Genomic DNA, 24,095 nt, shown 5'->3' on the forward strand with positions numbered 1-24,095 from the left:
ACTAACAGTCACCGCCTGGGTGGGACATAGCTGCCTGAGCGTGTTACCCTAGACACAGCGAAAGGGGCTTCGAACCTATGGTTTTCAGTGTCGGCGAGACCGTTGTTTACCCCCACCACGGGGCCGCACTCATCGAGGCAATCGAGACTCGGGTCATCAAGGGCGAGCCGAAGCAGTATCTCGTTCTTCGTGTTGCACAGGGTGATCTGACTGTTCGGGTGCCCGCTGAGAACGCCGAAATCGTCGGCGTGCGCGAGGTGGTTGGCGAGGAAGGCCTGGGTAAGGTCTTCGACGTCCTCCGCGCACCGCACACCGAGGAGCCGACCAACTGGTCGCGGCGTTACAAGGCCAATCTCGAGAAGCTGGCGTCCGGTAACCCCCTGAAGGTTGCCGAGGTTGTTCGTGACCTCTGGCGTCGCGAGCGCGAGCGTGGTCTCTCGGCCGGAGAGAAGCGCATGCTGGCGAAGGCCCGCGACATTCTGGTCGGTGAGGTTGCTCTCGCGGAGAAGAGCACCAAGGACGAGGCCGAGGTTCTGCTCGACAAGGTTCTCACCGAGGCCTGAGATCTGCACAACCAAAAATCTCTGCACAGGACCGCGACGTGACCGCGCAGCTTAATGCTCGGGGTGACGTCGCGGTCCTTGTTCCGGCCGCGGGCGCCGGGCTGCGACTCGGCCCGGGCGGTCCCAAGGCGCTGCGGCTGCTCGGCGGGGAGCCCCTGCTCGTGCACGCCATCCGCCGGGTCGCGGCCGCGCCCTCGGTGCGCCGGATCGTGGTGGCCGCGCCGGCCGGCGACGTCGAGGCGGTACGCGAGCTGCTCGCCCCGGTGGCGCCGGTGACCGTGGTGGCCGGCGGCACCGAGCGGCAGGAGTCCGTCTCTCTCGCCCTGGCCGCGGTCCCGTCCGAGATCGGCATCGTGCTCGTGCACGACGCGGCGCGCGCGCTCACGCCGCCGCAGCTGATCGAGTCGGTGGCCGCGGCCGTGCGCGACGGCCATCCGGCGGTCATCCCGGTGCTGCCCGTGGTCGACACGATCAAAGAGGTCGGCCCCGGCGAGGTCGTGCTCGGCACCGTCGACCGGTCGGTGCTGCGCAGCGTGCAGACGCCGCAGGGCTTCCGGCACGACGTGCTGGCGGCCGCCCACGCCGGCGCCGCCGGCGCCCTCACCGACGACGCGGGGCTGGTGGAGAAGGCCGGGCTGCCGGTCACCTGCGTGCCGGGCTCGGAGCTGGCCATGAAGATCACGCGGCCGCTCGACCTGATCCTGGCCGAGGCTCTGCTCCATCTAGGCTGAGCCCGTGGTTGATCAGCGGGTGGGCATCGGCACCGACGTGCACGCGTTCGCTCCCGGCCGGCCCTGCTGGGTGGCCGGGCTGCTCTGGCCGGACGAGATCGGGCTGGCCGGGCACTCCGACGCCGACGTCGCCGCCCACGCGGCCTGCGACGCGCTGTTCGGGGCGGCCGGGCTTGGGGACCTGGGCAGCAACTTCGGGACGAGCCGCCCGGAGTGGGCCGGCGCCTCGGGCGTGGCGCTGCTGACCGAGACCGCGCGCCTGCTGCGGGCCGCGTCCTTCGAGATCGTCAACGTCTCGATCCAGGTCATCGGCAACCGGCCCAAGATCGGCAAGCGGCGGGACGAGGCGCAGAAGGTGCTCTCCGACGCCGTCGGGGCGCCCGTCACCGTCTCCGGCACGACCACCGACGGGCTCGGCCTCACCGGGCGCGGGGAGGGGCTGGCCGCGACGGCCGTCGCCCTGGTGTGCAAGATCGGGGCATGACAGTCTCGCTTCCGGACTCCGTCCGCCGCCTGGTCGACTCGACCACGTTCGCCGTCCTCACCACGATCAACTCGGACGGCAGCCCGCAATCCACCGTCGTCTGGGTCAAGCGCGACGGCGATGACGTGCTGTTCTCGACGATCCGGGGACGGCGCAAGACCCGGAACATGGAGCGCGACCCGCGGGTGTCGCTGTGCGCGTACGACCCGGCCGACCCGTACTTCTACTTCACCGTCGACGGCACGGTCACCCTCGTCGAGGAGGGCGGCGACGAACTGATCGACGAACTGAGCCACAAGTACGACGGAAAGCCGTTCACGCCGACGCCGGGCGGCGTTCGGGTGGTCTGCCGGGTCACCCCGACCAAGGTCATCACCCACTAGCGCTCGTAGTGCGGCGGGCGAATACGCTCGACTCGTGGATCCCGACACCACGCCGGAGGAGTACCGGCAGCGCGCGCTGCTGCTCGCCGACCTGGGCCGCTACGACGAGGCGGCCGGGGAGATCGCGGCCGGGCTCGCGGCGGCCCCCGACGAGCCCAGCCTGCTGGCCACCCTGGCCCGGATCCACCTGGCCGCCGATCAGCCGGCCGAGGCGCTCACGGCGGCGGAGCGGGCCTTCGCGGCCGCTCCCGAGACGCTGACGACCTTGGTCGTACGCGCGATGGCGCTCGCCGACAGCCGGCGCTACGGCGACGCGGCCCGGGTCGCCGTCGACATTCTGCGCCGGTGGCCCGCCGACGCGTACGCCCAGCGCACCGGCGCCGCCCTGCTCAGTGAGTCGCGCAACGGCCAGGAGGCGCTGAACGCCGCGTGGAACGGCGTCCGGGTCGCGCCCGCCGAGGCCGAGGCGCACCTGGTCCTCGCCGTCGTCGCCGCGCGCCTGCGCCTGTTCGAGCTGGCCCAGCGGGCGTACGCGGAAGCGCTCGACCTCGACCCGGCGATCGGTGACGCCCAGAGCGACGTCGGCATCGTCCGCTTCGAGCGCCGCCGCTGGGCCCAGGCCCTCGAGGAGCTCGCCGACGAAGCGGCCCTGCCCGTCCCCGTCGAGGAGCCGATCCCCGACGACGGCCCGTACCCCGATCCCTTCCCCCGCCCCTACCAGCCGCCCGACCGCCCCGAGCCCGACCTGCCCCCGGCGCGCACCTCGGCGACCTGGACCGGCGAGCCCGCGGTGAGCCGCCCGGCCGGCCCGGTGCTCGACCTCTCGGCCGAGGAGGTCGAGGCGTTCCGCCGCGGCGTGCGGATAAGCACCAACGCGACCCTGATCGCCGCCGTGGTGGCGGCCGCGATGACGCTGGCCAGCGAGGGCATCTCGCGCATGTGGGCGGCCCTGATCGGCCTGGTGATCCTGGGCGGCGTGACGTTCTGGCTCAACCGCAACGTGCCCGGCGCCCTCACCCGCCTGCGCGCTTCGCACCGCCCCTTGGTCGCGGCGGCGTACCTGAGCTTCGCCGCTCCCGTGCTGTTGCCGGTCTACGCCGTGATCGGCGGCGTGGTCCCCTTGGTCGCCGGGATGGTGCTGGCGGCGGTGGCCGGGTTGCTGGTCCTGATCCGCCGCTGAGGCGTCCTCAACCCGCTCGTCACCTCATCCGCCGGCCCCGTCGTCTCGCCGCGCCCCGTCGTCTCAGCGCATCGCCGCCGTTGCGTGAGGGCGCCACGCAGCGCGCCGCGCCTCGTTGGGTCGCCGCTCCTCGCACGGTCAGCTGGACTTCCGCCCGCCCTGGTTACCTGACCCCACCCGGTCACTGGGTGGGGTGAGAGTAGGGGTGGGGGTACGACAGTTTCGTTCGACCGTCCACAGAGCGCCACGCAAAGCAAGACCGGGCCCGTCAGTCGGCGATCGGGTCCAGCCGGGCGCCGTCGAGGGACACCGGGGGGACCATGACCGGGCGGCGGCCGGCGATCGCGGCGCGCAGGGTCGGCTCGGCGTTTCGCGACAAGCCGAGGGCGTCCAAGGCCAGCAACGCGGCGCCCGCGACCGGTGGGGACTCCAGGACGGCGATCTCCACGTGCGGGGCCTGGCGGCGGGCGCCGGTGACGATCTGATTGTGCAGCTGGGGGTGGCGGGCTCGCAGGACGCCGCCGCCCAGGACCAGGGCGTGCGGGCGGGGGAGCAGGCCCAGGCGGCCGGCGGCCACGCGGTGCTGGGCCAGGATCTCGGCGGCCTGGCGGTCGATCAGCGCGGACGCCACCTCGTCGCCGGTCGCGGCCACCTCGAACAGGACCGGGGCCAGCTCGTAGATGCGGTCCGTGGGCAGGTCGCCGACGTGCAGGGCGATGCTCACGGCCTCGACCGACGGGAGTCCGAAGTGGTCGGCCACGGCCCGGGAGAGAGCCGTGGGGCGGCCCCGTCCGTCCTCGCCGCGGGCGGCCGAGCGCAGGGCGTGGTCGGCCAGGTCGTGGCCGCCGCCCCAGTCGCCGGTGATCGGGCCCAGGGCCAGGAAACGGGACGTGCGGCCGTCGGCGGCTCGCCCCACGCAGTTGTTGCCGGCGCCGCAGACGACCACGACCGCGTCCGGCATCGCGGTGCCGGCCCGCAGCATCGCGAAGCAGTCGTTGTCGACGATCGTGCGCCGGGCCCAGCTCTCCGCCTCGATGGCCTGGTGCAGCCGGGTCACCTCGATCGGCAGGTCGGCCCCGGCCAGGTAGACGGCGATCGCCTCGATCGGGGCCCCGAACGGTAGGCCGGCGTCGTCGTGCACGGCCCGGATCAGCCGGCCCAGCACCTCGATGGTGCCGGGCAGGCCGATGTTGTGCGGGGACGACGTGCCGCCCCGGACGAAGCCGAGGATCTCGCCGGACTCGTCGCCGAGCAGCACGTCCGTCTTCGAGTTGCCCCCGTCGATCGCCAGATGGAGCGCTCTCATCGGGCCCACGCGAGGTGGTCCCGGCCGGACGCGATGAGCTTGTCGGCGAGCGCGTCCGCGTATTCGTGCTGGCCGATCAGCGGGTGCGCGAGCAGGGCGCGGTAGACGCGATCACGGCCACCCTTCAACGCCGCCTCGACGGCCAGTTCCTCGTACCCCCAGACGTGGGTGATGAGTCCGGCCAGGTCGGGCGTGACCGGGGTGACCGGCAGCGGCGCCGGCCCCTCGAGGCCCGCCCGGGCCGAGACCTCGATGACCGCGTGGTCCGGGAGGAACGGCAGGACGCCGTTGTTGCGCACGTTCACCGAGTGCACCGAGGAGTCGTCGTGGCCGTACAGCGAGGCGAGCAGTCCGACGGCGGCTTCCGAGTAGAAGGCGCCGCCACGCTCGGCGAGCAGTGCCGGCTTCTCGACCAACGACACGTCCCGATAGAGCGACAGAAGTGTCGCCTCGATCTCGGCCACGCGCTGCCCGCGGGTCGGCGCACCGAGCGATTCCCGTACGTGCTTGTCGTGGTTGTAGAAGTACGACAGGTAATAGGAAGGCACATTGCCAAGCATGCTGATGATCGAGGCTGGGACGTCCACCATATCCGAAATGTCCGACAAGTGTTCGGAGATCAGCCCGGGAAGACGATCAACACCGTCCACAAGGGCACGCCGCTCCCACGTCAGGTGGTTCAGACCGACGTGATCGAGGACGACCGCGGACGGGTCGACGCCGAGGTAGGAGGCGAATCGACGCTGGAAGCCGATCGCGACGTTGCACAGGCCGACCGCCTTGTGCCCGGCGTCGAGCAGCGCCCGCGTGACGATGCCGACCGGGTTGGTGAAGTCGACGATCCACGCGCCCGGCTTGGCCCGCCGCCGGATCCGGTCAGCCACGTCGAGGACGACCGGGACGGTACGCAGCGCCTTGCCCAGCCCGCCGGCGCCGGTCGTCTCCTGGCCGACGCAGCCGCACTCGAGCGGAAAGGTCTCGTCGCTGATCCGCGCGTTCTGCCCGCCGACCCGCAGCTGGATCACGGCAGCGTCCACATCGGTCACGCCGGCGTCGAGGTCGGTGGTCCAGGTGACCTTGCCGGGGTGGCCGTAGTGGTTGAAGATCCGGGCCGAGAAGGCGCCGACGATCTCCAAGCGGGAGGAAGCCGGATCGATCAGGACGAGCTCGTCGACCATCGACCCGAGCCGAGCGAAGCCGTCCACCAGCTCGGGCGTGTAGGTCGAGCCGCCGCCGATTACCGCGATTTTCACCCTTTGAACCCCGTCAAGGTAATGCCCTGCACAAATGCACGCTGAGCGAAGAAGAAGATGATGATGAGAGGAGCCATCGCCAGCACCGTTGCCGCCGTGACCAGGTTCCAGTCGACGTGATGGACGGTCCGGAACGACGCCAGGCCCAGCGTCAGCGTCCACGCCTTCTCGTTCTCGCTCGTGTAGAGCAGCGGCCCGTAGTAGTCGTTCCAGCAGAAGAAGAACTGGAACAGGCCGGCCGCCGCGATGCCGGGCTTGGCCATCGGCAGCACCACGCGCAGCAGCGTTCGCCACTCGCCGCAGCCGTCCACCCGGGCCGCGTCCAGATATTCGGACGGGATCGTGAGCAGGAACTGCCGCAGCAGGAAGATGCAGAACGCGTCGCCGAACAGGGCCGGGATGATCAGCGGCGCCAGCGAGCCGGTCAGGTGGTACCGCGCCCACATCAGGTACAGCGGGACGGTCACGACCTGCGGCGGCAACATCATGACGCAGATGATCACGAGGAAGAGCGCGTTGCGGCCGCGAAACTTCAACTTCGCGAGGGCGTACGCGGCCGGCACGCTCGACGCCAGGGTCAGGACCGTGGACAGGACCGCGTAGATCACCGTGTTCAGCAGGTATCGCGGCAACGGCGTGGCCTGGAAGACCTTGACGTAGTTCTCCGGGTGCCACGTGTTCGGCCAGTAGTCGCTGGTGAGCGCCTGGTTGCTGGTCATCAGCGAGAGCAGCACCAGGTAGATCACCGGCGTCAGGAACATGATCGTGATGACGATCGCGATGCTGTGCTTGGCGATCCACGCCAGCCGGTTCTGCCGGCGCAACCGGCGGTCCGGCGACGGCGCGAGAACCGGATCGGCGGGAACATCCAGAACCGCGGTCACGATTCCTCCCCGGAGAAGGCCTTGGCTCGGCGCATCAGGATGACGGTCACCGCGAAGGCCACCACGAACAGGGCGATGGCCAGGGCGTTCGCGTAGCCGAGCGCGTTGTAGCGGAAGCCGACGGTGTAGAGCCAGAGCGGATAGGTGAAGGTCGAACCCTCGGGATAGCCGAAGGACTGGGAGATCCCGGCGCCGGTGGTGGCCTGCCCGCTGGCGATCGAGCCGGCCACCGCCGCCTGGTCGAAGTACTGCAACGTGTAGATCACGCCGGTGACGGCCGCGAACAGGATCACCGGCTGGATCGACGGCAGCGTGATCGACTTGAACCGGTGCCAGGCGTTCGCGCCGTCCAGCGACGCGGCCTCGTACAGGCTCTCGGGAACGCCCAGCACCGCGGCCAGGAAGATCACCATCAGGTCGCCGATGGCCCACAGGCCCAGCAGGACCAGCGACGGCTTCGCCCAGGTGGGAGAGTTGAACCAGAGCGGGCCGTCGATGCCGATCTTCTCGAGGAAGTGGTTCACCGGACCGGTACCCGGCTTGAGCAGGTAGACGAACGCGATGGTCGCGGCCACCGGCGGCACCAGCGAGGGCAGGTAGAACACCGTACGGAAGAAGCCCGCACCCCGCCGGATCTGAGTGAGCAACATGGACAGCCCGATCGCCCCGATGATGCGCGCCGGGACGAAGACCACCACCATCCACAGCGTGTTGCGTACCGCCTGGAGCAGGAACGGGTCGTCCGCCATCCGCTTGTAGTTGTCCAGCCCGACCCACTGGGGCACGGAGAGCAGGTCGAACTTCGTGAACGAGAAGTAGACCGCCGAGACGAGGGGGTACAGGAAGAACACCGCGATGCCGATCAGCGCGGGCGCCAGGAACGACAAGGTGGTCAGGTTCTTCTTCAAGCGGATGGCGGTCATTCCGTCAGCCGCCCAGGGTCATGACACTGTTGATCTGCTTGTCGGCGTTGGCCAGCCCGGCGTCCAGGTCCTTCACCTTGCCGGCCTGGTAGTCGGTGAGGAACTTGCCGAACGTCTCCTGGTACGCCGGGCCCGAGGCGGACGGCGGCGTGGTCATCGAGTTCGGGTTGGTGAAGATGTCGATGAACGTCTTGAAGTCGGCGTCCGCGCTCAGCGTCGGGTCGGCGATCGCCTTCTGCGTGGTCGGCACGTTCTTGATCAGGTTCGCCAGCTTCGCGACGGCCTGGTCGTTCGTGGTCAGGTACTTGATCAGCTCCCAGGCCGCCTCGGGGTTCTTGGCGTTCTTCGAGATGCCCAGGATGTTGCCGGTCACGTAGCCGCCGCCGTAGCGGGACGGGTCGGCGGTCGGGATCGGCGCCACGCCGTACTTGAGCTTGGGGGCCTGGTCCTTCAGGAACGCCAGGCGGTACTCGGCGTCCATGTTGATCGCGACCTGGCCCTTCTGGAACGCGTTGTCGGCGCTGAACTCGTCGCCGAGCGAGGCCCGGAACTTGTTCAGGTTCTCGTAGCCGTACCAGTCGACGAGGTTCTTCTGCCAGGTCAGCAGCGTCTTCCAGTTCGGGTCGGTGCCGACCGCCGACTTGCCGTCATCGGTCAGCCACTTGGCGCCGGTGGCCGGGGCCAGGTGCGCCGCCGCGTTCTCGTAGAAGTCGTACAGCGGAAGGAATCCGACCGTCTTCAGCGAGCCGTCGGCGTTCTTGACCGTCAGCTTCTTGGCGTCCTCGGTGAGCTCGTCGAGGGTCTTCGGCGGCGCCGTGATGCCCGCCTTGGCGAACATGTCCTTGTTGTAGTACATGCCGTAGGCGTCGGCGAGGAACGGCATTGCGCATCGCTTGCCGTTGAACTCGGTGTACTGCCGGGTGGTGGCGTTGAGCTGGTTCAGGTCGACCTTGTCCCGGGTGATGTACGGGGTGAGGTCGACCCAGGCGCCCGACGAGCAGAACTTGCCCACGATGTCGGTGGAGTAGGACAGCCCGACGTCCGGGCCGTTGCCGGCGCCGATGGCCTGGGTGACCTTCGAGTCGTCCTGGCCGGACTTGATCGTCACCTTGATGTTCGGGTGGGTCGACTCGAAGTCCTTGATGACCTGGTCGATGGCGTCGGCCTCGCGCTCGGTGAAGAAGTGCCAGAACTCGACGGTCCCGGAGACCTGAGTCCCGGGATCGGCGATCTTGGTCTCCTCCTTGGGCGCCGGGGTGCAGGCGGTGGTCAGCAAAACAGCGGTGCCGAGGGCAAAAAGGGCTGGGGGTATCCGTTTGTTCACTTTGGCCTCTCAACTGACTCAGTGCAGCGGGGGGATCAGCTGTCGCGAATTGCGGTGATCAAGGCTTCCCGGACGGCGGTCAGCCCGGCGTCGAGCGCGCCGAGCAGAACCGCGTCGTCGTCGATGGTGGTGACCGCGATCGAGCTCTCCAGGGGCGCGGTGCGGCGGGCCGCGGCGGTCACCGCGGTCAGCAGCGTGTCGCCGCCGGCCTGGGCGATCGGGCCGGCGAGCACCACGAGGTAGGGATCGAGCACGGCGGTGACCGCGGCCAGTCCGACCGCGATGCGATCGGCCAGCGCCGTGACGAACTCATTCGCCGGCGTGGCGGCGGCGGCCCGCACCACGTCGGCCGGCGTCTCCCCGGTGATGCCGTTGTCGCGGGCGAGCTCGAGGATGGCGGCGCCGCCGAAGAGGTCCTGCAGGTCGAGCTTGCGCTGGTTGGACTCGGGCGAGTACAGCGGCATGTAGCCGATCTCGCCGGCGCCACCGCGGGCGCCGCGGATCAGTGAGCCGGCGATGTCGATGGCGAGACCGAGGCCGTCCTGGCCGATCCAGAGCAGCGCGAACCCGTCCGCGTCCCGGCCGGTTCCGCGCCGGCGCTCGGCGACGGCGGCCAGGTTCACGTCGTTGTCGACGCCGATGTGGGTGGCGAGCGCCGCGGCGATCTCCGGCACCAGGCCGGTGCGGCCGAAGCCGGGCACGTCCACGTGGCGGATGGTCTCGGTGCGGGAGTCGTACGAGCCGGGGACGCCGAGCTGCACGTGCCGGACCCGATCGGCCGGGACGCCGGCCTCGTCGCGGAGCCGGGCGACCACGTCGACCAGCGCGTCGGCTGGCTGGGTCGCCAGGAAGTCGACGCGGGCCTCGAACCGGGCCCGCACCGAGCCGGTCAGGTCGCAGAGCGCGGCGGTGACCGACGGGGTGCCGCTGGTGCCGATGTCGCGCACCGAGACGGCCGCCGTGTATGCCGCGTCGGGGTTGGCCGCGTAGATCTCCGCGTTCGGCCCCGGCCGGCCGCTGTTGTGGCCGACGACGTTGACCAGGCCCGCGTCGGTGAGCCGGCGCAGCACCTCGGAGATCGTCGGCGTCGAGAGCGCCGTCAGCTTGCGCAGGTCGGACCGGGTGAGCATGCCCGGGTCGAGCAGGTGCGCGAGCGCCGCGCTCTCGTTCATGGCGCGGAGCAGCTTGGACGAGCCGGCCAGACGCGTCAACGGGGCTCCCGGGTGGTGATTGGCAAACTGGCTAACAGTTGCCTCGGACGGTAGGCACGGGCCCGCCCTGTGTCAAGGCCCACTCCGGCAGCCTAGACCTCGTCATCGACAGGGATTGATAAACCTCTTTAACAGTTGTAGCGTTCCGACCCAACGCGCGCGCCATCCCCGTAATCCCCCTCTTCGAGGAGCGCCATGAAACGCGTGAGGAGACTCGCGTACGCCTCAATGGGACTGGTCGTCCCCGCCGCAGCCGTCGCTTACGGCCTGCTCCCGGCCAGTGCCGCCACCGCCGGACCGATCACCGGTCTCGGCGGCAAATGCATCGACGTCGCCGGCGGTTCGTCCGCCAACGGCACGGCCGTGCAGCTCTACGACTGCAACGGCAGCTCCGCCCAGCAATGGACGGTCGGGAACTCGGACGGGTCGATCCGCGCGCTGGGCAAATGCCTGGACGTCGCGGGCGCCTCGACGACGAACGGAGCCAAGATTCAGCTCTACGACTGCAACGCCACCGGCGCGCAGAAATGGGCCGTCTCGAACGGCGCGCTGGTCAACAGCGGGTCGGGCAAATGCCTGGACGTGACGGGCAAGAGCTCGGCGAACGGCACCCGGCTGCAGATCTGGACGTGCACGAACGCGTCGAACCAGACTTGGACCATGCCCGGCGGCGGAACGACGACACCACCCACGACCCCGGCCACTTCTGCCCCTTCGGGCAAGAACCTGGACGATCCGGCGAAGAAGGAGGCCGCCATGGAAATCGTCTCGGCGGCCGAGAACTCGTCGCTCGACTGGCGGGCCCAGTTCGCCTACATCGAGGACATCGGCGACGGGCGCGGCTACACCGCCGGGATCATCGGATTCTGCTCCGGTACGGGTGACATGCTCGAGCTGGTCGAGGCCTACACCGCGACGAAGCCGTCCAATGTGCTCGCCAAGTACCTGCCGGCGCTGCGCAACGTCGACGGCAGCGACTCGCACAGCGGCCTCGACCCGAACTTCACCCGCGACTGGAAGACGGCGGCGGCCGACTCGGTGTTCCAGGCCGCCCAGGAGGCCGAGCGCGACCGCGTGTACTTCAACCCGTCGGTGCGTGACGGCAAGGCGGACGGGGTGCGGGCGCTCGGGCAGTTCGCCTACTACGACGCCGCGGTCATGCACGGCTACGACGGCATGCGGTCGATCCGCAGCCGGGCGCTGGCCAAGGCGAAGCCGCCGTCCCAGGGCGGCGACGAGCGGGCCTGGCTCAACGCGTTCCTGGACGAGCGCGTGGTCGAGATGAAGAAGGAGGAGGCCCACTCGGACACGTCCCGGGTGGACACCGCGCAGCGGGTCTTCCTCAACAACGGCAACTTCGACCTCAACCGGCCGCTCGATTTCAAGGTGTACGGCGACAGTTACCACATCGGCTGACGACTAGGTACCGGGGTCGGGTCGCGGCCCCGGTACCTTGTCGAGCATGGTCGATCTCCTGCTCGCCGGCGCCGCGGTGGTGCTGCTCGTGGTCGTCACCGTCGTGCTGATGCGGCGCGAGCGGCTCGGTCGCGGATGGCTCGCGGGGGGCGATCGCGCTGATCGTGCTGGCGGCCGGGACGTTTGCGGTCACGCTTTACCGCTCTCAAGCTGATAAATCCGATAAATCGGGCGAGACCTTGGGGGTGGCGGCGCCGGAAGCCGAGCCGAGTGACGGGCCCAGTGACGGGCCCAGTGACGGGCCCAGTGCTGCGGCGAGCGCCGGCCCGGGCGGCGCGAGCAGGCCGGCGTCGCAAGCGCTGGGGACGGCGATCCTCAAGGTGCAGGTGCCGATGGGCGCCGGGGACAAACTGCCCCAGGGCGCGCTCTGGCTCGATCCGCCGCGGCCCGGCACCGACGCGTACACCGGGGATGTGTCGTTGCTCTGCGTGAGCCCGGGCAAGACCGAGCACGAGCAGAACTGCACCGGCGCCGACCAGCGGTATTGGGCGATCGAGCCGATCAAGGATCGGGTCACGATCGGGTTCGCCACCGGGGATCCGTTCATCGCCGCGGCGGCGTGCGACCCGGCCAACGGCGTCGCCTTCCTTGCCGACTATCTCAAGCTCGAGACGGACAAGGACTACTGCCTGCGCAAGAAGGGCGACGCCCGCGTCTATGCGTTGCGGGCGCCGGCCCTACCGCAGCAGAAGCCCCTGCCGACCCGGATGACCGTCGAGGTCGCGGTGCTGTCCTAGGCGTTCCGGTTCCACGTCCAGGCGTAACCGGTGTCCTCCACCCCGACCGCCGCCTCGCACAGGTCCAGCGGGCGGAACGTGTCGACCATGACCGCCAGCTCGTCGAACGCCTCGACGCCCAGGGCGCGCTCGACCGCGCCCGGCTGCGGGCCGTGGGTGAAGCCGGACGGGTGCAGCGAGATCGACCCCTGTTCGATGCCCGAGCCGCGCCGCGCCTCGTAGTTGCCGCCGGTATAGAAGAGCACCTCGTCCGAGTCGACGTTGTGGTGGTTGTACGGCACCGGGATCGCCAGCGGGTGGTAGTCGACCTTGCGCGGGACGAACGAGCAGACCACGAAGTTGGGCCCCTCGAACGTCTGGTGCACGGGCGGCGGCTGGTGCACGCGCCCGGTGATCGGCTCGAAGTCGTGGATCGAGAACGCCCACGGGTAGAGGCAGCCGTCCCAGCCGACCACGTCGAACGGGTGATGCGCGTACACGTGCCGGGTCCAGCCGGCGCGGTGCTTCACGTACACCTCGACGTCGGTCTCGTCGACGAGCAGGGGCGAATCGGGTGACCGCTGATCGCGCTCGCAGTACGGCGAGTGCTCGAGGAACTGCCCCCGAACCGACAGATAGCGCCGGGGTGGCCCGATATGTCCGGTTGCCTCGATCGTCAGCATCCGCACCGGCCGGCCCTGCGGCACGATCCGGTGAATCACCGAGGTCGGGATGATCACATAGTCGCCGCTGCCGACCTCGAGCCGGCCGAACGTCGACTCGATGATCGCGGTGCCCTCCTCGATGTAGAGGCACTCGTCGCCGACCGCGTCGCGGTAGAGCGGGGACGGCCAGTCGGCGATCACGTACCCGATCCGGACGTCGTTGTTGGCCAGCAGCGGACGCCGGCCGAGCACCGCGTCGGCGGGACCGGCGTCGAGCTTGTGTGTGCGCAGGTGGCGCGGCTTGAGCGGCAGGTTCGCCGTCTGCCCGGCCGGCGGCGGCTCGTGGGCCTCGGCCGAGATGATCGCGGTCGGCGCGTGCCGGTGATACAGCAGCGACGAGTCGGAGGAGAACCCCTCCTGCCCCATCAGTTCCTCGGCGTACAGGCCGCCATCGGGGCGCCGGAACTGAGTGTGCCGTTTGTGTGGCACCTCGCCGACGCTGCGGTAGTACGGCATCGTTGCCTCCCACCCGGTGAAAACCGACATAGCGGACGTGGTTGTCCGCCTCTCGAAGCGTCTATTAGGTTCAGTTTCGTGTCAACGCTGGTGCCTTCGCTCTTCGCCGGGCTGGTCGATGACGCGTCCCTGCTTCCGCCCAGCTTCATCAGCCTGCCCGACGCGGTGGCCAAGCACGGCGAGCATCGAGTGGGCTGGTTCGCCGGTCTGCTCGGTCCGCTCCTGGTGCCGGCCTCGCTGATCGGCGGCGAGCTGCCGGCCCGGGAGCTGCCGGTCGCGCTCATCGGCGACATCCCGGTGAGCGCGCTGCCGGTCGCGGTCGAGAAGCTGCGGTCGGCGGGCGCGGTGGTTTTCCACCTGGAGGCGGCGGTGGCCCGGCGCGGGGAGGATCCGCAGCCCGGCCTGGCCGAGTTGCGCGCTCTCGCCGGAAACGACAAGGACCTCGAGGTGTACGCCGAGATCCCGCTGAGCTGGGGCCTGCTCGGCGCCCTCGACACGGTCGCCGAGTGCCGCGCCGACGGCCTGCGCATCGCCCCGAAGTTCCGCGTCGGCGGGCTCGCGGCCGAGCTGTTCCCGACCCCGGTCGAGCTGGCCGCCGTGGTCTGCGCCTGCCGCGATCGCGAGCTGCCGTTCCGGCTGGCCGCCGGCCTGCGCCACGCGATCCGGCACACCGACCCGGAGACCGGCTTCACCCACCACGGCTTCCTCAACGTGCTGGCCGCCTCGATCCTCGCGGTCGAGGGCGCCGAGGTGGCCGAGGTGGCCGAGGTGCTGGCGGCGACGCATCCGCTGCCCCTGGTCGAGCCGTCCCGCCTGCATCGCGACGGCCCGCGCCCGCTTTTCGTCGGCTTCGGCGCGGCCAACGTGGTCGAGCCCCTCACCGAGCTGGTCCGGCTCGGTCTGATCAACGGTGGTCCCGAGTGAGCCTCTACGGCATCGAAAATCTCCCGTACGGCGTTTTCAGCCGTCCCCGTGGCGAGCGCCATCTCGGCGTACGCCTGGGATCGTCCGTTATTGATCTGTCACCGCTCGGTGGGTCGCTCGCCGCGGCCACGCTGAACCCACTGCTCGCCGCCGGCCGGGCACAGTGGACGGCCGCGCGGGCCGCGATCGCCGACTTCGTGTCCCGCGGCGCCGACCGCATCCCGCTCAGCGACGTCACGATGCATCTGCCGTTCGAGGTGGCCGACTACACCGACTTCTACTCGTCCGAGCACCACGCGCGGAACGTCTCGGCGATCCTGCGGCCCGACGCGCCCGACCTGCCCCCGGCCTGGCGGCGCCTGCCGATCGGCTATCACGGCCGGTCGAGCACCGTGGTCGTCTCGGGCACGCCGATCCGGCGCCCGAGCGGGCAGCTGGGCGACGGCGAGTTCGGCCCGTGCCGGCGGCTCGACGTCGAGGCCGAGGTCGGCTTCGTGGTCGGCGTCCCGGGCCGGCGCATCACGACCGCCGACTTCGCCGAGCACGTCTTCGGCATCACGCTGGTCAACGACTGGTCGGCGCGGGACATCCAGGCCTGGGAGTACCGCCCGCTCGGACCGTTCCTGGCCAAGTCGTTCGCCACCTCGGTCTCGCCCTGGGTGGTGCCGCTGTCGGCGCTCGCCCCCATCGCATCGGCGCCGCAAGATCCGCAGCCGTTGCCCTATCTCCAGCCCGCCGGTCCCACCTTCGATCTCCGGCTGAGCATCGATTGGAACGACACCCGGGTCTCGGCGCCGCCCTTCGCCTCGATGTACTGGACCGCGGCCCAGCAGCTCGCCCACCTCACCAGCAACGGCGCCGACGTGCGCACCGGCGATCTCTACGCCTCCGGCACGGTCTCCGGCCCGGCCCGCGACCAGGTCGGATCGTTCCTCGAGCTGACCTGGAACGGCGCCGAGCCGGTCAAACTCTCCGACGGCAGCGTCCGCGGATTCCTCGCGGACGGCGACAAGGTCACCATCGGCGGTACGACGATCGGCGCGGCCGGCGTGGAGATCGGTTTGGGCGAAGTGACCGGAACCATCCTCGCCTAGTCTTTCGCGCCTTACCCTCGTAGCGTGTACGCGGGAGGTCACGCTATGTCGACGGTCGCGGTGACACGCTTGATCGAGGCGCCCGTCGCCGTGGTCTGGCACGTGTTCACCGACCTGGCCCGGCGGCGCGACCGGCTGTCCGCCGTCACCGCCGTCGAGGTGCTCGGCCCGGATCCGTTCGGCGCGGGCACGGCCTGGCGCGAGACCCGGCGGATGGCCGACGGCGGCGAGGTCACCGAGGAGTTCCGCGTCCTCGAGTGCGTGATTCCCGAGCGGTTCGTGGTCACCTCGCCCGGCATCGGCGCCGACTACCGGATGACCTACTCGTTCGTCCCGATCGTGGCCGGCCGCCATCGCGGCGGCACGATGGTCACCGTGGTCCAGGACGGCAACGCCACCGCGCCGGCCGGCCGGTTCCTCGCGCTGATCTTCGGCGGTCTCGCGGCCGGCACCGCCGAGGGCGCCCTGCGTCGCGACCTCGACGATCTGGCGGCGGCCGCCTGACATAGTCTCGGTGCTGTGTCCCGGGTGCTGCTGCGATCGCTGGTGGCGCTCGTCGTGGCTCTGGCCGCCGGGGCCGTCGGCTGGCGGGTGCTGGGGCCGGCCGAGGTGCTCGCCTCGGGCAAGCCGCCCTACCCCACCGTCGCGGCGCACGCGCCCGGGCCGACCGCGCAGATCGGTCCGGCGCCCCTGATCGTCGGCGACACCATCCGGGTCTACGCCGGCGCGCGGCAGGTGCGGGCCGACGCGCCGGTCTCCGCGAAAACCCTGTACACGGCGATCTGGTCGTTCCGGCGCTGGCCCGCGCGGCTCTCCGGGGTGGTGGCGGCCGGCGACACGGTGGTGAGCCGCTGGTCGGACGGCGATCTCGTGGCCCTCGACGGGCGGACCGGCACGATCATGTGGCGCGCCGCCGGGCCCGCGGCGCCGGCCTTCACGGTCACCCGCACGTCGTCGGAGGCGGTCTGGCAGCCGGCGGGCCTGCATGTGGCCGGGCCGAGCGTGCTGGTCACGCGGGGCGGGACGATTGCGGCGTACGACGTGAGCACCGGAACCCGCCGCTGGACCGGCCCCTGCGGCGAGGCCTTCACCACGACCGCCGGCCAGGTCGTCTGCCCGTCCGCCGTCCACGACGCCGCCACCGGCGCGCCGATCGCCGGGTTCCCCGCCGGGCCGTACCAGCCGGTCGCCTGCGACGTCGCGTCCTCGGCCTGCGCGGGCCTGCGCGACGGCGCCGGGCACGGCTGGATCACCACCGCCCCGACCCCGGTCCGCGCCACCGCCCTGGACCGTCCCGGCAGCACCGTCGCGGCCGGCCTGGTCTTCTATCCCGACGGCGCCGGCCTGCACGCGGTCTCGCCCGCCGGCCAGATCGTGGGGTCCTACCCGCCCGGCACCCTCGTCCTCGGCACGTCGGCGGGCCGTGCCGTGCTGCTCGACGCCACCCGCACCCTAACCGTCGGCGGCCACCAGTTCCCGCTGGAGTACGACTACGAGGGCCGTCGCTGGAACCCGGGCCGCTGGCAGGTGACGGGCCGCTACCTCGCCCTCGAGCGGCTTGGTTCCGCCGATTTCGAGACCACCGTGCCGGTCATCGTCGCCGCGCTCTGACTACTGTGGGCGAATGGCGGATCCGAGGCTGGTGCTGACCGGGATCTTGATGGGCGAGTCGGTGCGCTGGCACGACGGCCGCCTCTGGTTCTGCGACTGGGGCGCGGGCGAGGTGATCCGCCTCGACGACGACGGGCCCACGGTGGTGGCCCGCAACGAGGGCCTGCCGTTCTGCATCGACTGGGTCGGCGACGAGCTGGTCGTGCTCGACGGCCCCGCCGCGCGGCTGCGCTCCGGGTCCGACTCGTACGATCTGTCGGCCATCGACGGCGCCCACCCGTGGAACGACATCGCCACCGACTCCCGCGGCAACGCCTTCGTCAACAACATCGGCTACGCCTTCCCCGGTGGCGCCCCGCGGCCCGGCCTGATCGCCGTGGTGACGCCCGACGGCAAGGCCCGCCAGGTCGCCGACGGCCTCGAGTTCCCCAACGGCATGGCCGTGACCCCGGACGACGGCACACTGATCGTCGCCGAGTCCCACGCGAACCGGTTGACCGCTTTCGACATCGCCGCCGACGGCACCCTCACCAACCGCCGAGTCTGGGCCGAGGTGCCAGGCTCGGCCCCCGACGGCATCTGTGTGGACCCGTCGGGCGCGGTCTGGTACGCCAGCGTCCCCAACCGCCACTGCCGCCTGGTCCGCGAGGGCGGCGAGATCCTGGCCACCGTCCCCCTCCCGGACGGCGCTTTCGACTGCGCCCTGACCCCGGACGGGTCGACGCTCTATGCCGTGACCGCCGACTACACCGACCCGGCCGGCATGTTCGCCACCCCGACCGGCCGTCTCTTCGCCATCGATCTCGCCTAGAGGCGCCGGTCAAGACCGCGGTCAGGGGCCGATCCATAGTGCGAGCCAACCGGCGATCATGCTGCTGACGCTGATCGCCAGCGAGAGAAGGTCGAAGCCGCGTGGCCAGCTCGGCTCCCCGGCCTGCCGCCGACCGGGCAGACCCGCCGACGCGGACGCTTGGACCGGCCGGCCTGGATCCTGGTACCGGGCCGCGGCGCGGTCGCGATCGCGGCCGAAAACACGGCTCAGCCGCGCGAAACGGTGATACTGGCACCCGATCAGCCATCCGTTGCCAATGAGCCGGCATGCCCGTCGTGCGCGGGTGTATCCGCCGCATCGGAACGGCGCGATCACGGCGAGATAGGGAACGAACAGGCCGAGCACGACGAACACCGCCAGGCTCCGCTCATCGGAAATCCACAGTAGGGCGGCCACGATGACGAGCACGATGCCGACGGTCGCCCGCTCCGCGACTCCCGACGACCGACGCCCGGCCATGACCCGACGCTAATGGACATCAATACGTGGCGGAACCGCACCGAGAGTAGCCATTGCGACAGCCGTGCCTCGAGGAAGCTGTCGACGCTCGGGTCAGCGGCGGTACAGGGCGAACTGCGCGTCCGGCTGGATGCCATCCCGGCCCTCGACCAGCCCCGGCCGCCGGATGATGCCGGCCGAGCGCATGCCCAGGCGTTCCATCACGGCTCGGGACGCGCGGTTGTGGACCTCGGTGAACGCCACCACCGGCAACTCCGGATGGTGCTCCCGGGCCCACTCCAGAGCCGCCCGACCCAGCTCGGTCGCGTAGCCACGGCCGGTGAGCGCGTCCCGTACGGCCCACCCCAGCTCCAGCACGTCCGAGCCGTCCAGCCGGATTCGGGTGAAGCCGCCTCGACCCACCAGCGAGCCGTCCTCGGCCGCCCGCGCCATCCACTTGGCGACGCCGTCCGTCGACCAGCGGTCGGCCATGCCCGCGGCCCACGCCGTCACCGACTCTCTGGTCCAGGGGCCGGTCCAGAAGGCGACGAGCGGATCGCCGTACAGGAGAAGCAGGTCCTCTACGTCATGCGGGCCGACCGGCGTCAGGAGCAGGCGCGCGGTGCGGATCGGGGAGGTCAGGGGCGGGCGCCGATGCGCAGGACCGGGTTGGGCTTCGTGACCTCGGCGAAGAAGTCGTTGCCCTTGTCGTCGACCACGATGAACGCCGGGAAGTTTTCCACCTCGATCTTCCAGACGGCTTCCATGCCCAGCTCGGGGTACTCCAGGACCTCGACGTGGCGGATGCAGTCCTGGGCCAGCCGGGCGGCGGGGCCGCCGATCGAGCCGAGGTAGAAGCCGCCGTGGGTCTGGCACGCCCGGGTCACCTGGGCCGAGCGGTTGCCCTTGGCCAGCATGATCAGGGAACCGCCGGCCGCCTGGAACTGCTCGACGTAGGCGTCCATCCGGCCGGCCGTGGTCGGGCCGAACGAGCCCGACGCGTACCCCTCGGGGGTCTTGGCCGGGCCGGCGTAGTAGACCGCGTGGTCGCGCAGGTACTGCGGCATCGGCTCGCCGGCCGCCAGGCGCTCGGCGATCTTCGCGTGGGCGATGTCGCGGGCGACCACCAGCGGGCCGGAGAGGGACAGGCGGGTCTTCACCGGGTACTGCGCGAGCTCGGCGCGGATCTCGGCCATCGGGCGGTTGAGGTCGACCTGGACGACCGGGCCCTCGTCGAGCTCGACGTCGGGCAGGAAGCGGGCCGGGTCGGTCTCGAGGCGCTCGAGCCAGACGCCGGACGGGGTGATCTTCGCGAGCGCCTGGCGGTCGGCCGAGCAGGAGACGGCGATCGCCACCGGACAGGAGGCGCCATGCCGGGGCAGCCGGATCACGCGTACGTCATGGCAGAAGTAACGCCCGCCGAACTGCGCGCCGATGCCGAAGTCGCGGGTCAGCTCGAGCACCGCGGCCTCGAGCTCGACGTCGCGGAAGCCGTGCGCCGACATCGTGCCGTGCCGGGGCAGGTTGTCCAGGTACTTGGCGCTGGCCAGTTTCGCCGTCTTCAGCGCGTACTCGGCGCTGGTGCCGCCGATGACGACGGCCAGGTGGTACGGCGGGCAGGCCGAGGTGCCGATCAGACGGAGCTTCTCGTCCAGGAACTCCATCATCCGCGCCGGGTTCAGCAGCGCCTTGGTCTCCTGGTAGAGGTACGACTTGTTGGCCGAGCCGCCGCCCTTGGCCATGAACAGGAACTTGTACGCGTCGGGCTGGCCGCCCGGGTCCTCGGCGTAGAGTTCGATCTGGGCCGGCAGGTTGGACCCCGTGTTGCGCTCGTCCCACATGGTGAGCGGCGCGAGCTGCGAGTAGCGCAGGTTCAGCCGGGTGTACGCCTGATAGACGCCCTTGGCGATGGCCTCCTCGTCGAGCCCGTCGGTCAGCACGTGCCGGCCGCGCTTGCCCATCACGATCGCGGTGCCCGTGTCCTGGCACATCGGCAGCACGCCGCCGGCCGCGATGTTCGCGTTGCGCAGCAGATCGAGCGCCACGAATCGGTCGTTCGGCGACGCCTTGGGGTCGTCGATGATCGAGCGCAGCTGGGAGAGGTGCGCGGGCCGCAGGAAGTGCGCGATGTCGTGCATCGCCTCGGCGGTGAGCTGGGTCATCACGGCCGAGTCGATGGTCAGGAACCGCCGGCCCCCCGGACCGTGCACCACGTCCACGCCCTCGTCGGTGACCAGACGGTACTCGGTCAGGTCGTCGCCGATCGGCAACAGCGGCGAGTACGAGAATGCGGCGCCTCTGCTCATGACGGGCAAGCCTAGGACAGCCGCGGCCCGGCGCGCGAACCGCTCCCGTCGTGGCCCGATACCAGTTCGGTCACCGGTTCTTTCATTTAAAGGGCAGGTAGGCCATGTCGCGGCCGTCGACCGCGATCATTCCGCCCGGCCCGGTCGCGAAAATCTTGGCACTCGTCCGCGCCTCGGCCATCGGGCGGCCGGAGGACGGCGAGAGCGCGACGACCCGGTCCGGCTTGTCGGTGGCAATAATCGCGGCGTACGGGGTGAGAGCCGCCGAAGCGTTCGCTCCGGCCGCCCGTGACCAGGTCGTACGACCGCTGGCCAGCGACAATCCGCGCAGGCTGCTCTTGTCGGCGCCGCGCACCACGGCGAAGCTGTCGTTGACCGCGACCACCTCCTCGCCCTTGGCGCCGTGCCACAGCACCCGCCCGTCGTGGGCCGCGATCAGCTCCTGCCGGCCGACCGGGTCGACGCCGAGCACCACGTCCTCGCCGCCGGCCGGGTCGCGGTCCTGCTTGCAGCTCGACCCGTTGCCGGCCGTCCGCAGGTTGAGACCGTCCCGCTGCCAGACCGTGCCGCCGCCGGGCGGATCGGTCGCCACCACGCCGAAGTAGCAGGTGCCGTCGGCGGACGTGGCGGTCACCGTGAGCACCCGGCCGCCGGCCACCGCGACCCGCTGTCCCGAGCCTGGCTGAGCGGTCTGCACGAGCTTGCCGGTGGCCGTGTCGATCACCCGGACCTTCCCGTCGTCGGGCAGGCCGAGCAGGGCCGGCATCGGCCGCGGGCCGGCCACGTCGTCGTCGATCCCGCCCGAGGTCAGCGGGTTGGTGTCGGGCAGGTCGGGGTTGGCGGCGTCGAGCACGAAGCCGATCCCGCCGGTGCCGACCCGCCAGCGCACGTTGCCCTTGGTGTCCCAGGCGGTCAGCTCGCAGTCGCTGCCCTTGCCGCAGCGCAGGTCGATGATGCCGGTGCGGTAGGTCCAGACCGCACTGGCCTCGGTGTCGGACCGGCGGACGGCGCCGCTGCGCGGGTCGAGCACCTGGTAGCCGTGCTTGAGCAGGCGGCCGGTCACCACCACGGCGTCGGAGCCCTCCCCGGCGACCGCGGCCCAGTCGGCGTCGCTGCTCCAGAGCTTGACGGCGGCGCCCAGCCCGTACGCCTCGACCGACGTCCGGTACTCGACCAGGACCGCGTCGTTGACGATCGTGACGCTCTGCGGGCTGCCGCCGATGGTCTGCTGCCACTGGGAGGCGCCCTCGGCGATCGGCCCGCTCGTGTTGATCCAGGTCCACACCTGGGGCCACGGGTTGAAGACGTGCGTGGTGGCCAGCACGACCAGCAGAACGATGATGGCCAGCGCATAGCCTCGCCACGCACTGCCACCCGACGCCATGGGCGAGAGGCTAACGACGTCAATCACCCGCGCGATGGATCTCGATATGTCCGTGTCGATCGCTTATGCCCGGGAAGCCGCCCTGTGGACGACGACCGAAAAATGTCAGAGGCGACTGCTCTACTGGGCCCCACCCGAACGGGGTGGGGTCGGGAGGACAACGGATGCGGCGCGGACCAGGGGCAACGTGCGATAAGGGATCAGCTCGGCCAGCGCGATGATGGTCGAGGCGCGGACGATTCCCTCGTAGCCGACGATCTGGTCGATCACCCGCTGGAGATCGGCGTTCGACCGGGCCACGATCCGGCAGAGCACGTCGCCGCTGCCGGTGATCGTGTGGGCCTCGAGGACCTCGGGGATGTCGGCCAGGTGCTCGGCGACGGCCGTGTGGCCGTACCGCTGGCTGATCTCCAGCGTCACGAAGCTCATCACCCCGAAACCGATCGCCTCCGGGATGACCTCGGGCCCGAAGCCCTTGATCGCGCCCCGCGCGATCAGCTTGTCCAGCCGGGCCTGCACCGTCCCGCGCGCGACGGCCAGCCGCCGGGAGAGCTCGAGCACCCCGATCCGCGGCTCCTCCCGCAACAGCGCGACGAGCCTTGCGTCGAGGCCGTCAAGCTGGACAGATTGCATAGTCATCCTGGCAACCTACCGTACGAGTTGCGCAGAGTGACCAGCCGAAAACTCAACTGTTGCCCACTACTGGAAGCGCGGGCAGCCTCTGCACATGACGCAGATGATGGAGCACGCGACCAAGCAAGCCGACGTCTTCCCCGTCAAGGGCGTCGACTACCTGCAGTTCCTCGTGGGCAACGCGAAGCAGGCGGCCCACTACTACTCGACCGCGTTCGGCATGACCTGTGTCGCCTACCGCGGCCCCGAGCAGGGCTATCGCGACCACGCCGAATACGTGCTGGTCAGCGGCTCGGCCCGGTTCGTGATCACGGGCGCCGTGCACGCCGGCGCGCCGGGCGCCGAGCACGTCGCCAAGCACAGCGACGGCATCTACGACATCGCGCTCGAGGTGCCCGACGTCGACGCCGCCTACCTGCATGCGATCAACGCGGGCGCGCGCGGGGTCACCGAGCCGCACGACGTCAAGGACGAGCACGGCACGATCCGGATCGCGGCGATCGCCACCTACGGCGACACCATCCACTCGCTGGTCGACCGCTCCGGCTACGACGGACCCTTCATGCCCGGCTTCGTCACCCACCGGCCGATCATCGACCGTACGGCCGCGATCGAGGCCGGCCTCCAGCCCAAGCGCTACTTCCAGGCCGTCGACCACGTGGTCGGCAACGTCGAGCTCGGCAAGATGGACGAGTGGGTCGAGTTCTACGGCCGGGTCATGGGCTTCACCAACATGGCCGAGTTCATCGGCGACGACATCGCCACCGACTACTCGGCGCTGATGAGCAAGGTCGTCGCCGACGGCACCCGCAAGGTGAAGTTCCCGCTCAACGAGCCGGCCGTCTCGAAGCGCAAGTCGCAGATCGACGAGTACCTCGAGTTCTACGACGGCCCCGGCGCCCAGCACGTCGCGATCGCCACCAACGACATCCTGGCCAGCGTCGACGCCATGGTCGCGGCCGGCTGCGAGTTCCTGGAGACCCCGGACTCGTACTACGACGACCCCGAGCTGCGCGCCCGGATCGGCACCGTGCGGGTGCCGATCGAGGAGCTCAAGAAGCGCAAGATCCTGGTCGACCGGGACGAGGACGGCTACCTGCTCCAGATCTTCACGAAGCCGGTGCAGGACCGCCCGACGGTCTTCTTCGAGCTGATCGAGCGGCACGGGTCGCTGGGCTTCGGCAAGGGCAACTTCAAGGCGCTGTTCGAGGCCATCGAGCGGGAGCAGGAGCTTCGCGGAAACCTGTAACACTGTCCG

Annotated in this window: 26 protein-coding genes; 14 read left to right on the top strand and 12 right to left on the bottom strand. The window is 70.5% G+C overall.

The features are described from left to right. Positions 1 to 77: 77 nt before the first annotated feature. From ACZ6TB_RS26060 to ACZ6TB_RS26080, 5 genes are read left to right on the top strand one after another with little or no spacing between them, the layout of a single operon-like run. Positions 78 to 563, top strand: a complete 486-nt coding sequence (locus tag ACZ6TB_RS26060) for a CarD family transcriptional regulator (protein ID WP_026206027.1) — start codon at positions 78 to 80, stop codon at positions 561 to 563. 38 nt (positions 564 to 601) lie between these two features. Further along, a complete protein-coding gene (gene ispD / locus ACZ6TB_RS26065; protein WP_465557879.1) occupies positions 602 to 1,294 on the top strand; it encodes a 2-C-methyl-D-erythritol 4-phosphate cytidylyltransferase in 693 nt (230 codons plus the stop codon). A 4-nt stretch (positions 1,295 to 1,298) separates the two neighbouring features. Then, positions 1,299 to 1,778, top strand: coding sequence for a 2-C-methyl-D-erythritol 2,4-cyclodiphosphate synthase (ispF, locus tag ACZ6TB_RS26070; protein ID WP_465557881.1), 480 nt, complete (start codon positions 1,299 to 1,301; stop codon positions 1,776 to 1,778). Next, positions 1,775 to 2,161: a PPOX class F420-dependent oxidoreductase gene (locus tag ACZ6TB_RS26075; RefSeq protein ID WP_465557883.1), complete on the top strand. Its 387-nt coding sequence runs from the start codon at positions 1,775 to 1,777 to the stop codon at positions 2,159 to 2,161. The genes ispF and ACZ6TB_RS26075 overlap by 4 nt, the downstream gene beginning before the upstream one ends. A 34-nt stretch (positions 2,162 to 2,195) precedes the next feature. Continuing rightward, positions 2,196 to 3,341, top strand: coding sequence for a tetratricopeptide repeat protein (locus ACZ6TB_RS26080; RefSeq protein WP_465557885.1), 1,146 nt, complete (start codon positions 2,196 to 2,198; stop codon positions 3,339 to 3,341). A gap of 268 nt (positions 3,342 to 3,609) precedes the next feature. Here the strand turns inward: ACZ6TB_RS26080 and ACZ6TB_RS26085 are convergent, their stop codons facing one another. From ACZ6TB_RS26085 to ACZ6TB_RS26110, 6 genes are read right to left on the bottom strand one after another with little or no spacing between them, the layout of a single operon-like run. Then, entirely contained in the window at positions 3,610 to 4,647 is a 1,038-nt protein-coding gene (locus ACZ6TB_RS26085; RefSeq protein ID WP_465557887.1) for an N-acetylglucosamine kinase, read from the bottom strand. Continuing rightward, on the bottom strand, positions 4,644 to 5,900 hold the full coding sequence (locus ACZ6TB_RS26090) for a family 4 glycosyl hydrolase (protein WP_465557889.1): 1,257 nt from the start codon (positions 5,898 to 5,900) through the stop codon (positions 4,644 to 4,646). Before ACZ6TB_RS26090 ends, ACZ6TB_RS26085 begins: the two co-directional genes overlap by 4 nt. Further along, the gene (locus tag ACZ6TB_RS26095) at positions 5,897 to 6,784 is read right to left on the bottom strand and encodes a carbohydrate ABC transporter permease (protein WP_465557893.1); all 888 of its coding nucleotides are present in this window, start codon (positions 6,782 to 6,784) and stop codon (positions 5,897 to 5,899) included. Before ACZ6TB_RS26095 ends, ACZ6TB_RS26090 begins: the two co-directional genes overlap by 4 nt. Next, complete coding sequence (locus tag ACZ6TB_RS26100; protein WP_465557895.1) at positions 6,781 to 7,707, bottom strand: carbohydrate ABC transporter permease; 927 nt, start codon at positions 7,705 to 7,707, stop codon at positions 6,781 to 6,783. Before ACZ6TB_RS26100 ends, ACZ6TB_RS26095 begins: the two co-directional genes overlap by 4 nt. 4 nt (positions 7,708 to 7,711) lie before the next feature. Further along, a complete protein-coding gene (locus ACZ6TB_RS26105; RefSeq protein WP_465557897.1) occupies positions 7,712 to 9,031 on the bottom strand; it encodes an ABC transporter substrate-binding protein in 1,320 nt (439 codons plus the stop codon). Between the two features lie 35 nt (positions 9,032 to 9,066). Further along, entirely contained in the window at positions 9,067 to 10,242 is a 1,176-nt protein-coding gene (locus tag ACZ6TB_RS26110; RefSeq protein WP_465557899.1) for an ROK family transcriptional regulator, read from the bottom strand. Between the two features lie 195 nt (positions 10,243 to 10,437). Here ACZ6TB_RS26110 and ACZ6TB_RS26115 point away from each other — a divergent pair, with 195 nt between their 5' ends. The 3 genes from ACZ6TB_RS26115 (at position 10,438) to ACZ6TB_RS26125 (ending at position 12,455) form a co-directional block, all read left to right on the top strand. Then, positions 10,438 to 11,658 carry a chitosanase gene (locus ACZ6TB_RS26115; protein WP_465557901.1) on the top strand — a complete coding sequence of 407 codons (1,221 nt, stop codon included), beginning with the start codon at positions 10,438 to 10,440 and terminating at the stop codon, positions 11,656 to 11,658. A 46-nt stretch (positions 11,659 to 11,704) separates the two neighbouring features. Continuing rightward, a complete protein-coding gene (locus ACZ6TB_RS26120; RefSeq protein WP_465557903.1) occupies positions 11,705 to 11,872 on the top strand; it encodes a hypothetical protein in 168 nt (55 codons plus the stop codon). A 178-nt stretch (positions 11,873 to 12,050) separates the two neighbouring features. Continuing rightward, positions 12,051 to 12,455 (top strand): hypothetical protein, encoded by a 405-nt coding sequence (locus tag ACZ6TB_RS26125; RefSeq protein ID WP_465557905.1) that lies wholly within the window; start codon positions 12,051 to 12,053, stop codon positions 12,453 to 12,455. Here ACZ6TB_RS26125 and ACZ6TB_RS26130 read toward each other — a convergent pair. Beyond that, positions 12,452 to 13,615, bottom strand: coding sequence for a homogentisate 1,2-dioxygenase (locus tag ACZ6TB_RS26130; protein WP_465557907.1), 1,164 nt, complete (start codon positions 13,613 to 13,615; stop codon positions 12,452 to 12,454). The two genes, ACZ6TB_RS26125 and ACZ6TB_RS26130, sit on opposite strands and share 4 nt — an antisense overlap. Before the next feature lie 78 nt (positions 13,616 to 13,693). Between ACZ6TB_RS26130 and ACZ6TB_RS26135 the strand changes: the two genes are divergently transcribed. From ACZ6TB_RS26135 to ACZ6TB_RS26155, 5 genes are read left to right on the top strand one after another with little or no spacing between them, the layout of a single operon-like run. After that, the gene (locus ACZ6TB_RS26135; RefSeq protein WP_465557909.1) at positions 13,694 to 14,539 is read left to right on the top strand and encodes a hypothetical protein; all 846 of its coding nucleotides are present in this window, start codon (positions 13,694 to 13,696) and stop codon (positions 14,537 to 14,539) included. Beyond that, positions 14,536 to 15,633: a fumarylacetoacetate hydrolase family protein gene (locus ACZ6TB_RS26140; RefSeq protein WP_465557911.1), complete on the top strand. Its 1,098-nt coding sequence runs from the start codon at positions 14,536 to 14,538 to the stop codon at positions 15,631 to 15,633. The genes ACZ6TB_RS26135 and ACZ6TB_RS26140 overlap by 4 nt, the downstream gene beginning before the upstream one ends. A gap of 45 nt (positions 15,634 to 15,678) precedes the next feature. Then, positions 15,679 to 16,137 (top strand): SRPBCC family protein, encoded by a 459-nt coding sequence (locus ACZ6TB_RS26145; RefSeq protein ID WP_465557913.1) that lies wholly within the window; start codon positions 15,679 to 15,681, stop codon positions 16,135 to 16,137. A 15-nt stretch (positions 16,138 to 16,152) separates the two neighbouring features. Further along, on the top strand, positions 16,153 to 17,244 hold the full coding sequence (locus tag ACZ6TB_RS26150; protein ID WP_465557915.1) for an outer membrane protein assembly factor BamB family protein: 1,092 nt from the start codon (positions 16,153 to 16,155) through the stop codon (positions 17,242 to 17,244). 13 nt (positions 17,245 to 17,257) lie between these two features. Further along, on the top strand, positions 17,258 to 18,055 hold the full coding sequence (locus ACZ6TB_RS26155; RefSeq protein WP_465557917.1) for an SMP-30/gluconolactonase/LRE family protein: 798 nt from the start codon (positions 17,258 to 17,260) through the stop codon (positions 18,053 to 18,055). A 21-nt stretch (positions 18,056 to 18,076) separates the two neighbouring features. Here the strand turns inward: ACZ6TB_RS26155 and ACZ6TB_RS26160 are convergent, their stop codons facing one another. The 5 genes from ACZ6TB_RS26160 to ACZ6TB_RS26180 form a co-directional block, all read right to left on the bottom strand. Further along, positions 18,077 to 18,535: a hypothetical protein gene (locus ACZ6TB_RS26160; protein WP_465557919.1), complete on the bottom strand. Its 459-nt coding sequence runs from the start codon at positions 18,533 to 18,535 to the stop codon at positions 18,077 to 18,079. Positions 18,536 to 18,628: 93 nt separating this feature from the next. Continuing rightward, positions 18,629 to 19,270 (bottom strand): GNAT family N-acetyltransferase, encoded by a 642-nt coding sequence (locus tag ACZ6TB_RS26165; protein WP_465557979.1) that lies wholly within the window; start codon positions 19,268 to 19,270, stop codon positions 18,629 to 18,631. Further along, complete coding sequence (locus ACZ6TB_RS26170; protein ID WP_465557921.1) at positions 19,153 to 20,820, bottom strand: fumarate hydratase; 1,668 nt, start codon at positions 20,818 to 20,820, stop codon at positions 19,153 to 19,155. Before ACZ6TB_RS26170 ends, ACZ6TB_RS26165 begins: the two co-directional genes overlap by 118 nt. An 82-nt stretch (positions 20,821 to 20,902) precedes the next feature. Then, positions 20,903 to 22,204, bottom strand: coding sequence for a PQQ-binding-like beta-propeller repeat protein (locus tag ACZ6TB_RS26175; protein WP_465557923.1), 1,302 nt, complete (start codon positions 22,202 to 22,204; stop codon positions 20,903 to 20,905). 120 nt (positions 22,205 to 22,324) lie between these two features. Next, positions 22,325 to 22,843 carry an Lrp/AsnC family transcriptional regulator gene (locus ACZ6TB_RS26180; protein WP_465557925.1) on the bottom strand — a complete coding sequence of 173 codons (519 nt, stop codon included), beginning with the start codon at positions 22,841 to 22,843 and terminating at the stop codon, positions 22,325 to 22,327. 88 nt (positions 22,844 to 22,931) lie between these two features. Between ACZ6TB_RS26180 and hppD the strand changes: the two genes are divergently transcribed. Further along, positions 22,932 to 24,086: a 4-hydroxyphenylpyruvate dioxygenase gene (gene hppD / locus ACZ6TB_RS26185; protein WP_465557927.1), complete on the top strand. Its 1,155-nt coding sequence runs from the start codon at positions 22,932 to 22,934 to the stop codon at positions 24,084 to 24,086. The last annotated feature ends 9 nt before the right edge of the window (positions 24,087 to 24,095 follow it).

This window comes from Actinoplanes sp. NPDC051537 (assembly GCF_055586105.1).

What these genes read in the sequence shown, in the direction of transcription:
- ACZ6TB_RS26060 (WP_026206027.1), top strand. Translation starts at nt 78, where the DNA reads ATGGTTTTCAGTGTCGGCGAGACCGTTGTTTACCCCCACCACGGGGCC.
- ACZ6TB_RS26075 (WP_465557883.1), top strand. Translation starts at nt 1,775, where the DNA reads ATGACAGTCTCGCTTCCGGACTCCGTCCGCCGCCTGGTCGACTCGACC.
- ACZ6TB_RS26085 (WP_465557887.1), bottom strand. Translation starts at nt 4,647, where the DNA reads ATGAGAGCGCTCCATCTGGCGATCGACGGGGGCAACTCGAAGACGGAC.
- ACZ6TB_RS26100 (WP_465557895.1), bottom strand. Translation starts at nt 7,707, where the DNA reads ATGACCGCCATCCGCTTGAAGAAGAACCTGACCACCTTGTCGTTCCTG.
- ACZ6TB_RS26115 (WP_465557901.1), top strand. Translation starts at nt 10,438, where the DNA reads ATGAAACGCGTGAGGAGACTCGCGTACGCCTCAATGGGACTGGTCGTC.
- ACZ6TB_RS26120 (WP_465557903.1), top strand. Translation starts at nt 11,705, where the DNA reads ATGGTCGATCTCCTGCTCGCCGGCGCCGCGGTGGTGCTGCTCGTGGTC.
- ACZ6TB_RS26125 (WP_465557905.1), top strand. Translation starts at nt 12,051, where the DNA reads ATGGGCGCCGGGGACAAACTGCCCCAGGGCGCGCTCTGGCTCGATCCG.
- ACZ6TB_RS26130 (WP_465557907.1), bottom strand. Translation starts at nt 13,615, where the DNA reads ATGCCGTACTACCGCAGCGTCGGCGAGGTGCCACACAAACGGCACACT.
- ACZ6TB_RS26145 (WP_465557913.1), top strand. Translation starts at nt 15,679, where the DNA reads ATGTCGACGGTCGCGGTGACACGCTTGATCGAGGCGCCCGTCGCCGTG.
- ACZ6TB_RS26155 (WP_465557917.1), top strand. Translation starts at nt 17,258, where the DNA reads ATGGCGGATCCGAGGCTGGTGCTGACCGGGATCTTGATGGGCGAGTCG.
- ACZ6TB_RS26160 (WP_465557919.1), bottom strand. Translation starts at nt 18,535, where the DNA reads ATGGCCGGGCGTCGGTCGTCGGGAGTCGCGGAGCGGGCGACCGTCGGC.
- ACZ6TB_RS26170 (WP_465557921.1), bottom strand. Translation starts at nt 20,820, where the DNA reads ATGAGCAGAGGCGCCGCATTCTCGTACTCGCCGCTGTTGCCGATCGGC.
- ACZ6TB_RS26175 (WP_465557923.1), bottom strand. Translation starts at nt 22,204, where the DNA reads ATGGCGTCGGGTGGCAGTGCGTGGCGAGGCTATGCGCTGGCCATCATC.
- ACZ6TB_RS26180 (WP_465557925.1), bottom strand. Translation starts at nt 22,843, where the DNA reads ATGACTATGCAATCTGTCCAGCTTGACGGCCTCGACGCAAGGCTCGTC.
- hppD (WP_465557927.1), top strand. Translation starts at nt 22,932, where the DNA reads ATGACGCAGATGATGGAGCACGCGACCAAGCAAGCCGACGTCTTCCCC.